General features: G+C 71.3%; 15 protein-coding genes and 1 pseudogene. All 16 read left to right on the top strand.

Annotation, left to right across the window (positions count from 1 at the left end; all coding sequences use genetic code 11):
* On the top strand, positions 1-420 hold the full coding sequence (gene rpsP / locus IE142_RS27750; RefSeq protein ID WP_073731582.1) for a 30S ribosomal protein S16: 420 nt from the start codon (positions 1-3) through the stop codon (positions 418-420).
* A 2-nt stretch (positions 421-422) separates the two neighbouring features.
* Entirely contained in the window at positions 423-662 is a 240-nt protein-coding gene (locus IE142_RS27745) for an RNA-binding protein (RefSeq protein ID WP_003973401.1), read from the top strand.
* 127 nt (positions 663-789) lie between these two features.
* Positions 790-1,353: a ribosome maturation factor RimM gene (gene rimM, locus IE142_RS27740; protein WP_191888294.1), complete on the top strand. Its 564-nt coding sequence runs from the start codon at positions 790-792 to the stop codon at positions 1,351-1,353.
* Entirely contained in the window at positions 1,354-2,187 is an 834-nt protein-coding gene (gene trmD, locus IE142_RS27735; protein ID WP_191888293.1) for a tRNA (guanosine(37)-N1)-methyltransferase TrmD, read from the top strand.
* 136 nt (positions 2,188-2,323) lie between these two features.
* Positions 2,324-2,674 (top strand): 50S ribosomal protein L19, encoded by a 351-nt coding sequence (gene rplS, locus IE142_RS27730; RefSeq protein WP_018531094.1) that lies wholly within the window; start codon positions 2,324-2,326, stop codon positions 2,672-2,674.
* Positions 2,675-2,719: 45 nt separating this feature from the next.
* Positions 2,720-3,514 (top strand): signal peptidase I, encoded by a 795-nt coding sequence (gene lepB / locus IE142_RS27725; RefSeq protein ID WP_191888292.1) that lies wholly within the window; start codon positions 2,720-2,722, stop codon positions 3,512-3,514.
* Positions 3,507-4,586, top strand: a pseudogene (gene lepB, locus IE142_RS37565) (signal peptidase I); the annotation flags it as partial. The gene lepB (IE142_RS27725) and the pseudogene lepB (IE142_RS37565), both read left to right, overlap by 8 nt.
* A complete protein-coding gene (gene lepB, locus IE142_RS27715; protein ID WP_191888291.1) occupies positions 4,480-5,487 on the top strand; it encodes a signal peptidase I in 1,008 nt (335 codons plus the stop codon). The pseudogene lepB (IE142_RS37565) and the gene lepB (IE142_RS27715), both read left to right, overlap by 107 nt.
* Positions 5,488-5,610: 123 nt before the next feature.
* The gene (gene lepB, locus IE142_RS27710) at positions 5,611-6,387 is read left to right on the top strand and encodes a signal peptidase I (protein WP_191888290.1); all 777 of its coding nucleotides are present in this window, start codon (positions 5,611-5,613) and stop codon (positions 6,385-6,387) included.
* Entirely contained in the window at positions 6,377-6,901 is a 525-nt protein-coding gene (locus IE142_RS27705; RefSeq protein WP_191888289.1) for an NUDIX hydrolase, read from the top strand. The genes lepB (IE142_RS27710) and IE142_RS27705 overlap by 11 nt, the downstream gene beginning before the upstream one ends.
* A 56-nt stretch (positions 6,902-6,957) precedes the next feature.
* Positions 6,958-7,266 (top strand): DUF2469 domain-containing protein, encoded by a 309-nt coding sequence (locus IE142_RS27700; protein ID WP_003965949.1) that lies wholly within the window; start codon positions 6,958-6,960, stop codon positions 7,264-7,266.
* Positions 7,267-7,382: 116 nt separating this feature from the next.
* Positions 7,383-7,745 (top strand): YraN family protein, encoded by a 363-nt coding sequence (locus IE142_RS27695; protein WP_191888288.1) that lies wholly within the window; start codon positions 7,383-7,385, stop codon positions 7,743-7,745.
* Complete coding sequence (locus IE142_RS27690; RefSeq protein ID WP_191888287.1) at positions 7,745-9,370, top strand: YifB family Mg chelatase-like AAA ATPase; 1,626 nt, start codon at positions 7,745-7,747, stop codon at positions 9,368-9,370. The genes IE142_RS27695 and IE142_RS27690 overlap by 1 nt, the downstream gene beginning before the upstream one ends.
* Before the next feature lie 146 nt (positions 9,371-9,516).
* Positions 9,517-10,803, top strand: coding sequence for a DNA-processing protein DprA (gene dprA, locus IE142_RS27685; RefSeq protein ID WP_370466429.1), 1,287 nt, complete (start codon positions 9,517-9,519; stop codon positions 10,801-10,803).
* A 283-nt stretch (positions 10,804-11,086) separates the two neighbouring features.
* Complete coding sequence (gene whiG, locus IE142_RS27680; protein WP_043379401.1) at positions 11,087-11,929, top strand: RNA polymerase sigma factor WhiG; 843 nt, start codon at positions 11,087-11,089, stop codon at positions 11,927-11,929.
* 128 nt (positions 11,930-12,057) lie between these two features.
* Positions 12,058-12,615 carry a TetR/AcrR family transcriptional regulator gene (locus IE142_RS27675; RefSeq protein ID WP_191888333.1) on the top strand — a complete coding sequence of 186 codons (558 nt, stop codon included), beginning with the start codon at positions 12,058-12,060 and terminating at the stop codon, positions 12,613-12,615.
* The last annotated feature ends 1 nt before the right edge of the window (position 12,616 follow it).

The raw sequence follows: 12,616 nt of genomic DNA, 5'->3' as shown, positions 1-12,616 counted from the left end.
GTGGCAGTCAAGATCAAGCTGAAGCGTCTGGGCAAGATCCGTTCGCCTCACTACCGCATCGTCGTCGCCGACTCCCGTACCCGCCGTGACGGCCGGGCCATCGAGGAGATCGGCAAGTACCACCCGACGTACAACCCGTCGGTGATGGAGGTCGACGCCGAGCGCGTGGCGTACTGGCTCTCCGTCGGCGCCCAGCCGACCGAGCCCGTGCTCGCCATCCTGAAGAAGACCGGCGACTGGCAGAAGTTCAAGGGCGAGCCCGCCCCGGCGCCGCTGCTGCAGCCGGCCGAGAAGTCGGCCCGTCCGTCCTTCGAGGCGCTGGGCGGCGACGACGAGGGCAAGGGTGAGGCGATCACCCAGAAGAAGAAGGCCGAGAAGAAGGACGAGGCCCCGGCCGAGTCCGAGTCGACCGAGGCCTGAGCATGCTCGAGGAGGCTCTCGAGCACCTCGTGAAGGGCATCGTCGACAACCCTGACGATGTGCAGGTCGCCTCGCGCAACCTGCGCCGCGGGCGGGTGCTCGAGGTCCGGGTCCACCCCGACGACCTCGGCAAGGTGATCGGCCGCAACGGCCGCACCGCACGCGCTCTGCGCACCGTCGTGGGCGCCATCGGCGGCCGAGGCGTCCGCGTCGACCTCGTCGACGTGGACCACGTCCGCTGACGCCGAACGCAGCACCGGCTCGGGCCGGGGAGGGCCACTGGGCCGTCCCCGGCCCGCAGTCGTTGTGAGCCCCGTACGGCACGAGCCCCGTACGGCTCGCCGCAGTTCCGACAGGAGATCAACCACAGTGCAGCTGGTAGTCGCGCGCATCGGCCGCGCCCACGGGATCAAGGGCGAGGTCACCGTCGAGGTCCGTACCGACGAGCCGGAGCTGCGGCTCGGGCCCGGTGCCGTCCTGGCCACCGACCCCGCGTCCGTCGGGCCGCTCACCATCGAGACCGGCCGGGTCCACAGCGGCCGCCTCCTGCTGCGCTTCGCCGGCGTCCACGACCGCACGGGCGCCGAGGCACTGCGCAACACCCTCCTGATCGCCGACGTCGACCCGGACGAGCGTCCCGAGGACGAGGACGAGTACTACGACCACCAGCTGATCGACCTCGACGTGGTGACCGAGGACGGCGAAGAGGTCGGCCGGATCACCGAGATCTCCCACCTGCCCACGCAGGACCTGTTCGTGGTGGAGCGCCCCGACGGCAGCGAGGTCTACGTGCCGTTCGTCTCGGAGATCGTCACCGGGATCGACCTGGACGAGCAGTGCGCGGTGATCGATCCGCCTCCCGGTCTGATCGACGACCGCGCGGAGATCGCTTCCGCCCGTGATGCCGCCGGCGACGAAGAGGACGGCGCGTAAATGCGGCTCGACGTCGTCACGATCTTCCCCGAGTACCTCGAACCGCTGAACGTGTCCCTCGTCGGCAAGGCCCGCGCGCGCGGACAGTTGAACGTCCACGTGCACGACCTCCGTGACTGGACCTACGACCGGCACAACACCGTCGACGACACCCCGTACGGCGGCGGTCCCGGCATGGTGATGAAGACCGAGCCCTGGGGCGACGCGCTCGACACCGTCCTGGCCGACGGCTACGAGGCCGGCTCCGGCGAGCCCGCCCTGATCGTGCCCACGCCCAGCGGCCGGCCCTTCACCCAGGAACTCGCCGTCCACCTCTCCGAGCGGCCCTGGCTGATCTTCACGCCCGCCCGCTACGAGGGCATCGACCGCCGCGTCATCGACGAGTACGCGACCCGGATGCCCGTGTACGAGGTGTCCATCGGCGACTACGTCCTGGCCGGCGGCGAGGCGGCTGTCCTCGTCGTCACGGAGGCCGTGGCGCGGCTGCTGCCCGGTGTCCTGGGCAACGCCGAGTCCCACCGTGACGACTCCTTCGCCCCCGGCGCCATGGCCAACCTGCTGGAGGGCCCCGTCCACACCAAGCCGCCCCAGTGGCGTGGACGGGGCATCCCGGACGTCCTGCTCAGCGGCCACCACGGGAAGATCGCCCGCTGGCGCCGCGACGAGGCCCTGCGCCGCACGACCGCCAACCGGCCCGACCTCATCGAGCGGTGCGACCCCAAGGCCTTCGACAAAAAGGACCGCGAGATGCTCTCCATCCTGGGCTGGGAACCAGACCCGGACGGGGAGCCGTACGACCGATTTTGGCGCAGGACGCCGGGCATGGAAGAATAGGCGGCTGTTGTGCGTCCGTCCGGAGCGCGCCCCTGCCACAGGGGGAGACGACGCCCGTCCCGACCCGCACGACCCTGATTCCGAAACACCTAGTTTCCGCTGATGACCTGTGGCATCAGCGAAGAAAGCAGACGAAATGTCTCACCTGCTCGACTCCGTCGACGCCGCGTCGCTGCGCAGTGACGTCCCGGCCTTCCGCCCCGGCGACACCGTCAACGTCCACGTCCGCGTCATCGAGGGCAACCGCTCCCGTGTGCAGCAGTTCAAGGGCGTAGTCATCCGCCGCCAGGGTGCCGGCGTGCGCGAGACCTTCACGGTCCGCAAGGTCTCCTTCTCCGTCGGCGTCGAGCGCACCTTCCCGGTGCACACCCCGATCGTGGAGAAGATCGAGCTCGTCACCAAGGGTGACGTCCGCCGCGCCAAGCTGTACTACCTGCGCGAGCTGCGCGGCAAGGCCGCGAAGATCAAGGAGAAGCGCGAGAACTGAGCGCCCTCCGAGGTCCGTGCCGGGGCCGGATAGCATCTGGCCCCGATGGACACCGAAACACAGCACACGGAGCGCGACCGCTCCTCCCGCCCCTCCGGTTCCGAGCAGCCCTCGGAACCGGAAGGCCAGGAGGGACGGTCGCGTTCCGCGTTCACGGGGTGGATCGCGCAGTGGGTTCCGGGCGGCCGGATCACCGTGGCCCTGCTGGCGCTGCTGATGTTCCTGCTGCTGTTGAGCACCTTCGTGCTCCAGCCTTTCCAGATCCCCAGCGGTTCCATGGAACGCGGATTGAGGATCGGGGACCGGGTTCTCGTGAACAAGTTGGCGTACCGTTTCGGTGACGGGCCGCAGCGGGGTGACGTCGTCGTCTTCGACGGCACCGGGCTCTTCGGGCACGGCGACTACATCAAACGTGTTGTCGGTGTGGGCGGGGACCACGTGGTGTGCTGCGACACGGAGGGGAGGGTCCAGGTGAACGGCCAGCCGGTCGACGAGTCGGCGTTCCTGTACCCCGGCGACCGTCCGTCCACGGTGCCGTTCGACGTCGTCGTCCCCGACGGCGCCTTGTTCGTCCTGGGCGACCACCGCTCCGCCTCCAGCGACTCCCGCGACCACCTGGGCTCGCCGGGCGGCGGCATGATCCCGGTCGACGAGGTGATCGGCCGCGCCGACTGGATCGTCTGGCCCTTCGGCCACGCCACCCACCTCGACCTCCCCGACGCCTACGGGCGCGTGCCGGACGCGGAGGCCGTCGGTGACGCGGCCGGTGACGCGGCCGGTGGCGCACGCCGGTCCGGGGGCGCGGGTGCTGCCCGCGGGTCCGGGGGCGCCGATGGGTAGCCGGGGCAAACCGCGTGGGGCGCCCAGCAGCCCCACGGAGAACCTGCTGCCCACCGGCTCACGGCGCACCGGGCCGCCGTCCGGCGGCAGGTCCCGTGCCGAGCGGCGCAAGCTGCAGCGCAAGGTCAGGCGACGCCGCAGGCGCGGCGCGGTCAAAGAGGTACCGCTCCTCATCGGCGTGGCCGTCCTCATTGCGCTGGTGCTGAAGACCTTTCTCGTCCAGGCGTTCGTGATCCCCTCGGGCTCCATGGAGCAGACCATCCGGATCGGTGACCGCGTCCTGGTGGACAAGCTCACCCCCTGGTTCGGCTCCAAGCCGCAGCGCGGGGACGTCGTCGTCTTCCGCGATCCCGGCGGCTGGCTCCAGGGCGAGCAGACCATCAAGAAGGACGACCCCGTCGTCATCAAGCAGGTCAAGGAAGGCCTCGCCTTCATCGGCCTGCTGCCGTCCGACGACGAGAAGGATCTCATCAAGCGGGTCGTCGGAGTAGGCGGGGACCGGGTCAAGTGCTGCGACACCCAGGGACGCGTCACCGTCAACGGTGTCCCCCTGAACGAGGACTACCTGTACCCGGGGGACGTCCCCTCCAAGACGCCCTTCGACGTCACGGTGCCCGAGGGGCGATTGTGGGTGATGGGTGATCACCGGTCCAACTCCGCCGATTCCCGCGCGCACCAGGACACCGACTTCGGCACGGTGTCCGAAGGCGAGGTGGTGGGGCGGGCCATGGTGATCGCGTGGCCGTTCGGCCACTGGACCACCCTGGACGAACCGAAAACGTATGCGTCCGTGTCCGACGCGGCCTCCGCCTCGACCGCCGCCACCGGGCTGTCGCATAGGGTTGCCCCCGACGATCCGAACGCGATGATTCGACTCCCGACCCCTGCGGAACTCCCGCTCGTTATGGGAGTGGTGGGCCTGCACCGGGTACGGCGCAGGCGGTGGCAGAGAGTGAGGAGTTGGCGTGGGGGATGTGGCGGTTGGCGCACGGTCCGGACACGACGGCGAGGAGAACCGCGGACACCCCGTGGAGGCAGCCGGCCCGGCCCCGGACGGCGCCCCGGCCTTCGGACACGACTTGGGGACCGAGGACGGCAGGGTGACGGACGAACAGAACGGGACCGAGGACGAGGGCGTGGGCGGAACGCCGCCCGCCAAGACCAGGGCGGCCAAGAAGCAGCGTTCCTTCTGGAAGGAACTGCCGATCCTGATCGGCATCGCGCTGGTGCTCGCGCTGCTGATCAAGACCTTCCTGGTGCAGGCGTTCTCGATCCCGTCCGCTTCGATGCAGGACACGCTCACGATCAATGACCGGGTCCTGGTCGACAAGCTCACCCCCTGGTTCGGCTCGGAACCCGAGCGCGGCGAGATCGTCGTCTTCCACGACCCGGACGACTGGCTGGCGGGTGAGCCGACGCCCGACCCGAACGCGCTGCAGACGGTCCTCAGCTGGATCGGCCTGATGCCGTCCGCGGACGAGAAGGATCTGATCAAGCGCGTCATCGGGGTCGGCGGCGACACCGTCGAGTGCGAGGGCACCGGCCCGCTCAAGGTCAACGGCAAGGCGCTGAACGAAGAGTCGTACGTCTACCCCGGCAACACCCCGTGCAGCCAGGACGACCAGGGCGGCCAGTTCAAGGTCAAGGTCCCCGAGGGCTCCATCTGGGTCATGGGCGACCACCGGCAGAACTCCCGGGACTCCCGCTACAACCAGTCCGACGATCACGGCGGCATGGTCCCGGTGAAGGAGGTCGTCGGCCGCGCCATCGTGATCGCCTGGCCGATGAACCGCTGGGACACCCTGCCTGTCCCGGACACCTTCGACCAGGACGGGCTCCAGGCCGGCGGCGCGCAGCCCCGGTCGTCGGCCGCCGCCGCGCTGTCGGTCGCGCCCCAGGGCCTGGCGCTCGCCGGGGTCGTTCCCGTCGTCTGGTGGCGCCGCAGGCGCATCGCCGCCGCCGAGACCCGCTGAGGCGGCTCGGCCCGTACGCCCGTCACCACAGCCGTCGACGGCCGTGCCCCCGCCAAGGGCAGCCCGTTCCGGGCTCCGGGAAGGGCTGCCCCGTTTCGGTACCGCCGGGTAAGGTGCGGCTTCATGGGTGGCGAGAGCACGACGCGTACGGTCCCGCGAGGCGGTGGCGGGAGCAAGGGTCCGGCGGGCAGCCGGACCGGGCAGCGACTGTCCGGCCTCGCCGTGGCGCTCGGCCTGGTGCTGTTCCTCGGGGGGTTCGCCTGGGGAGCGGTGGTCTACCGCCCCTACACCGTGCCGACCAGCTCGATGACGCCGACCATCGACGCCGGTGAGCGGGTGCTGGCGCAGCGCATCGACGGGGCCGACGTCCGTCGCGGCGACGTCGTCGTCTTCGAGGACGCGACCTGGGCCAACGCTCCGATGGTCAAGCGGGTCGTCGCCGTGGGCGGGGACACCGTCTCGTGCTGCCAGGAGGGCAAGCTCGAGGTCAACGGCAAGGTGATCGACGAGCCGTACCTGCCCTCCGGTGCGCCGGCCGAGATCAGCGACTTCCCCACGGTGACCGTTCCCGAGGGACGCTTGTTCCTGCTCGGCGACGAGCGCGACAACTCCGTGGACTCCACCGCCCACCTCACCGACGCCGCCGGGGGCACCGTGTCGCGCGGCGCCGTGGACGCCCGCGTCGACGCCGTGGTCTGGCCCATGAACGGCATGCTGGGCCGTCCGACCGGGTTCGAGGCGCTGGGCGGCCTCTCCTCGCCCGGTCCGCTCAGGACGGTGGTCGGGCTCGCCGTCGTGGGCGCGGTGCTCATCCTCGGTGGCGCCGCGTACGGGCCCTTCGCCAAGCGGGCCGCGGCCGCCCGTGTCCGGGCCGGGACGGGGATCTCCGGTGGCCGCTGAGACGACACCGGCCGGTCAGGGCACCTACGAGGGCGGTTTGCGCAGGGTCGCCCGGGTGGTGCTGCTCGATGCCGACGACCGCATCCTGCTCCTGCACGGCCACGAACCGGACGACCCGGCCGACGACTGGTGGTTCACCCCGGGCGGCGGTGTGGAGGGCGACGAGACTCGTGAGGAGGCCGCGCGACGGGAACTCGCGGAGGAGACCGGCATCACCGACATCGAGCTCGGCCCGGTGCTGTGGCGGCGCAGGTGCTCCTTCCCCTTCGCCGGCCGCCGCTGGGACCAGGACGAGTGGTACTACCTGGCCCGGACGACCCAGACCGCCACCCGGGCCGTCGGGCTGACCGAACTGGAGCGTCGCAGCGTCGCCGGAGCGCGCTGGTGGACGTGTCGGGAACTGACCCGGACACATGAGACGGTGTATCCGACCAGACTCGCCGAGCTGCTGCGCAAGCTGCTCGACGAAGGTCCCCCCGCCGGGCCGGTGACCCTGGACACCGAAATCGTCTAGGGGCTCACGGGACTGGCGCACAATGGTGGGACCGCACGGCTGAAGGGGAACATGCCATGAGCGCCGAGGATCTCGAGAAGTACGAGACCGAGATGGAGCTCAAGCTCTACCGGGAGTACCGCGATGTCGTCGGTCTGTTCAAATACGTGATCGAGACCGAGCGGCGTTTCTACCTCACCAACGACTACGAGATGCAGGTGCACTCGGTGCAGGGAGAGGTGTTTTTCGAGGTGTCCATGGCGGATGCCTGGGTGTGGGACATGTACCGGCCGGCCCGTTTCGTGAAGCAGGTGCGGGTCTTGACGTTCAAGGACGTGAACATCGAGGAGCTGAACAAGAGCGACCTCGAGCTTCCCGGCGGCTGATGACCAGCGGTCTCACTCGTGTGGGTGACAAGGTTGTCCACAGTCGTCCGACCGTCCACCAAGATCCAATAGCTCGCTGAGCTGCCCTCATCGTTGGCGCCGGAGGTGGTGCCGAGATGAACGCACGAGGTGCACTGGGCAAGTACGGCGAGACGCTGGCCGCCCGCCGGCTGACGGGGGCCGGGATGACGGTCCTGGAGCGCAACTGGCGCTGTGGCAGGACCGGTGAGATCGACATCGTGGCCCGGGACGGGGACGTCCTGGTCGTCTGCGAGGTCAAGACGCGCAGGGGCGGCTCCTTCGAGCACCCGATGGCCGCGGTGACCCCGCAGAAGGCGGAGCGGCTGCGGCGGCTCGCCGAACGCTGGATCCAGACCCACGGAGGAGTCCCGCCCGGCGGGGTCCGCATCGACCTCGTCGGGGTGCTCCTGCCGCAGCGCGGTGCCCCGGTGGTCGAGCACGCCCGGGGGGTGGCGTGATGGGATTCGCGCGTACGTGCTCCGTGGCGCTCGTCGGCGTCGAGGGCGTGGTCGTCGAGGTGCAGGCCGACCTGGAGCCGGGCGTGGCGGCGTTCACGCTGGTGGGGCTGCCGGACAAGAGCCTGTCCGAGAGCCGGGACCGGGTCCGGGCGGCCGTGGTGAACTCGGGCGCCGAGTGGCCGCAGAAGAAGCTGACGGTGGGGCTCAGTCCGGCGTCGGTGCCGAAGAGCGGCAGCGGCTTCGACATGGCGGTCGCCGCGGCCGTGCTCGGTGCCGCCGAGCGGATCGATCCCCGTGTGCTCGCCGACATCGTGATGATCGGGGAGCTGGGCCTGGACGGACGGGTGCGTCCGGTGCGTGGCATCCTCCCGGCGGTCCTGGCCGCGGCGGAGGCCGGCTACGAGCAGGTGGTCGTGCCGGAGTGCGCCGCCGCCGAGGCATCCCTGGTGCCAGGGGTTTCGGTGCTCGGCGTGCGCAGCCTGCGCCAGCTGATCGCCGTCCTCGCCGACGAACCCGTGCCGGAGGAGGAGCAGGACCAGCGGGGCCGGCCCGACCCGCTCCTCGCCGGCCTGCGCATGCCCGGTGCCGGCGCCGCCACCGGGACGCACAGCGTGGGCGCAGCACAGCACGACCAGGGCCACGACCTCGCCGACGTCGTGGGCCAGGAGTCGGCGCGCACGGCGGTCGAGGTCGCCGCGGCCGGCGGTCACCACCTGTTCCTGGAGGGACCGCCGGGTGCCGGCAAGACCATGCTCGCGGAGCGACTGCCGGCCATCCTGCCCCGGCTCCACCGGGCGGAGTCGCTGGAGGTCACCGCCGTGCACTCGGTGGCGGGCCTGCTGCCGCCGGGCAAACCCCTGATCGACGTGGCCCCCTACTGCGCACCGCACCACTCCGCCACGATGCAGGCCCTGGTCGGGGGCGGCCCCGGCATCGCGCGGCCGGGAGCCGTCTCCCTGGCGCACCGGGGTGTCTTATTTCTGGACGAAACACCGGAATTCAGCAGCCATGCCCTCGATGCCCTGCGGCAGCCACTGGAGTCCGGTCATGTCGTCATCGCGCGCAGCGCGGGCGTGGTGCGGTTTCCGGCACGGTTCCTGATGGTGCTCGCCGCCAATCCCTGCCCGTGCGGGCGGTTCTCCCGGACGGACGAGCTCTGCGAGTGCCCGTCCTCGGCGATCCGCCGCTACCAGGCCAGACTGTCCGGCCCGCTGCTGGACCGCGTCGACCTCCGGGTCGAGGTGGAACGCCTCACGCGCGGCCAGCTGGCCGGGGACGGCTCCCGGGGCGACGCCACGGCGACGGTCGCCGACCGGGTCCGGGCGGCTCGTGAACGGGCGGCCGTGCGCCTCCAGGGCACTCCATGGCGGTCCAACAGCGAGGTGCCGGGAAGGGAGCTGCGGAGCCGCTGGCACGCCGCTCCGGGTGCGCTGGACGAGGCGGAGCGCAGCCTGGAACGCGGCGTGCTCACCGCCCGGGGGCTCGACCGCGTGCTGCGCATCGCCTGGACCATCGCCGATCTCGTCGGCCACGGCCGGCCCGGCGAACAGGACGTCGCCCTGGCGCTCCAACTGCGCACGGGAGTACCGCGGGGCGCGTCCCTGTCCCTGGGGGCGGCGGCGTGAGCGGGGGAGAGGCAGTAGCCGGGGGCGGTGGCGTGAGCGGGGAAGCAGCTGTGGTCGGGGGCGGTGATCCGAGAAGGGCGGAGGCAGGGGCGGTGGCCGGGGGCGGTGGCGTGAGCGGAAAGGCGGCTGTGGCCGGGGGCGGGACCGTGAGCGGAAGTGATGGGGTGGCGGGGGAAGGTGCCGAGGACGGGCACGACGGCGTGTCATGCCGGGGTCGCACGTCCGGACGCGGCGGACTGCACGGGGACGACGGCGGGGCGCTGGGCCTCGTGGAGCCGACTCCGGTCGTGGACGACGACGAGCTGCTCGGCCGTGTCTTCCTCACCAGGGTCATCGAGCCCGGGGACGAGACCGGTGGACGGTGGGTGCGCGAGCGAGGTGTCGCGGACGTGGTGCGGCGGCTGCGCGAGGGCGGGCGTGCCCTGCCGGGCGTGAGCGGGAAGCGGTGGGCCGGGCTGTGCGCCCGGGCGCACAGCGCCGACCCGCACCGGGACCTCGCCGTCGCGCGGGCGGCGGGGGTGCGGTTCGTGACACCTGGGACCACCCAATGGCCGGGGCAGCTCGACGACCTGGGCGATGCCCGCCCGCTCGGACTGTGGGTGCGCGGGGGTCCCAGTCTGCGTATGTGGGCGCTGAGGTCGGTCGCCGTCGTGGGAGCCCGCGCCTGCACCGAGTACGGGGCGCACATGGCGGCCACCCTCGCCGCCGGCCTGGCGGAACGCGGCTGGGTCGTGGTGTCGGGAGGCGCCTACGGAATCGACGGTGCGGCCCACCGGGGAGCCCTCGGCGCGGGCGGCGCCACGGCGGCCGTCCTGGCCTGCGGCGTCGATCGCCCCTATCCGCCCGGACACGCCAGGCTGATCACCAGGATCGCAGAGCAGGGCCTGGTCGTCGGGGAGCTGCCGCCGGGCGATCACCCGACGCCGAGCAGATTCCTCCTGCGCAACCGTGTGATCGCTGCGCTCACCCGCGGCACGGTGGTCGTCGAGGCCGCCTACCGCAGCGGCTCGCTGGTCACCGCACGGGCCGCCCAGCGTCTGGGCAGGCACACGATGGGTGTGCCCGGGCCGGCCACCAGTGCGCTGTCCGCGGGAGTGCACGAGCTGCTGCGCGGCGACGCGGTGCTCGTCAGTGACGCGGCGGAGGTCGTCGAACTGGTCGGTGACATGGGCGAGTTGCCCCCGGACCGGCGCGGGCCGGTACTCCCCGCCGACCTGCTGGAATTCCGCACCCGGCAGGTGCTGGCCGCGCTCCCCGCGCGCGGAGCGGCTACGGCTGCCGAGGTCGCACGCCGGGCTCAGACCACGCAGGACGACGCGATCGCGAGACTGTACGAGCTTCGAGCACTTGGTTACGTCGAACGACACGGCGACGGCTGGAAGTTGACACGCCAGACGATGGTCTCGGTCCGCGATGGTCGGCGTCCGGGTTGACCCTGCGTGTTCGGCCGTCCGGGGGAACCCCGACGCCCTTGGCAATTCGGGCAGTTGGGGTATTCGAATGATCACGCAGAGCGATCATCGTCCCCCCTGTAGAGCGTTCAGCGGAACGTATCTGCGTACCGCCCTCACTCCGCTCTTCGCGCACCGCGACAGTCCAGTCACGCTACGCTCACGAGGACCCCCGCGCAGAACCGACAACAGGCGACAACCAGACAGCAGACCGACGGCCCTCACCAGGCACACCACATCACGGCAGAACGGCACAAGGCGACGAATGCCCCAGCACACCTCCGGGTCCGACCGGGCGGCGATCCCCCCAGCCGCCCGCGACGGTGGCAGCGTGCGACCGCCCGCCCCCTCGACGCTCGACGAGCTGTGGCGGTCGTACAAGGCGACGGGGGACGAGCGGCTGCGGGAACAGCTGATCCTGCACTACTCGCCCCTCGTGAAGTACGTGGCGGGCCGGGTGAGTGTGGGACTGCCGCCCAACGTCGAACAGGCGGACTTCTTCTCCTCGGGAGTGTTCGGGCTGATCGACGCGATCGAGAAGTTCGACGTCGACCGGGAGATCAAATTCGAGACGTACGCGATTACCCGAATCCGGGGCGCGATGATCGACGAACTGCGGGCGCTGGACTGGATCCCGCGGTCGGTGCGGCAGAAGGCCCGCAACGTCGAGCGCGCCTACGCGACGCTGGAGGCCCGGCTGCGCCGTACCCCGTCGGAGAGCGAGGTGGCCGGCGAGATGGGGATCGCGGTGGAGGACCTCCACGCGGTCTTCAGCCAGTTGTCGCTGGCCAACGTCGTGGCCCTGGAGGAGCTGCTGCACGCCGGTGGTGAGGGCGGCGACCGGCTCAGCCTCATGGACACGCTGGAGGACACAGCCGCCGACGATCCTGTGGAGGTCGCCGAGGACCGGGAGCTGCGGCGGCTGCTGACGCGGGCGATCAACACGCTGCCCGAACGGGAGAAGACCGTCGTCACGCTCTACTACTACGAGGGGCTCACCCTCGCCGAGATCGGCAACGTGCTGGGCGTGACGGAGAGCCGGGTCAGCCAGATTCACACCAAGTCGGTGTTGCAGCTGCGGGCCAAGCTCGCCGGATTCGGTCGCTGACCTGCGTTTGCGTGCAGTGGCCGGCCTTGGCTGTCACCCCGTCGGCGGTCGTGCTGCCGGGTGAGCGGCTCCCGTACGCGGGTCCGCGTCCGTAAAGTGGTGACGTGCCAAGGATTCGAGCGGCCTCCGTGGCCGAGCACCGGTCGATGCAGCGTGCCGCCCTGCTGGACGCGGCCCGCTCCCTGCTGGCCGACGGCGGAACGGAGGCGCTGACCTTCCCCACCCTCGCCGAACGCACGGGGCTCGCCCGGTCGTCCGTCTACGAGTACTTCCGGTCGCGGGCGGCGGTCGTCGAGGAGCTGTGCGCCGTCGACTTCCCCGTCTGGGCCGCGGAGGTCGAGGCGGCGATGGAGCGCGAGACCAACCCCGAGGGCAAGGTCGAGGCATACGTCCGTAAGCAGCTCGACCTCGTCGGGGACCGGCGGCACCGGGCCGTCGTGGCGATCTCCGCGAGCGAGCTGGACGCCGGTGCGCGGGAGAAGATCCGCGCGGCGCACGGCGGGCTGATCGCGATGATCGTCGAGGCGCTGGGGGAGATGGGGCACGGCCAGCCGCGGCTGGCGGCGATGCTGCTGCAGGGGGTCGTGGACGCGGCCGTGCGGCGGATCGAACTGGGAGCGGCGGAGGAGCCGGCGGCGATCACCGAGGCGGCGGTCTCCATGGCGCTGCGGGGCGTAGGGGGCTGAC

Origin of the sequence: Streptomyces mutabilis (genome assembly GCF_014649815.1) — a bacterium.
GTDB classification, from domain to species: Bacteria; Actinomycetota; Actinomycetes; order Streptomycetales; family Streptomycetaceae; genus Streptomyces; species Streptomyces mutabilis.
Note: the sequence above shows the minus strand (reverse complement) of the source record. Positions and strands in the feature narration are given on the sequence as shown.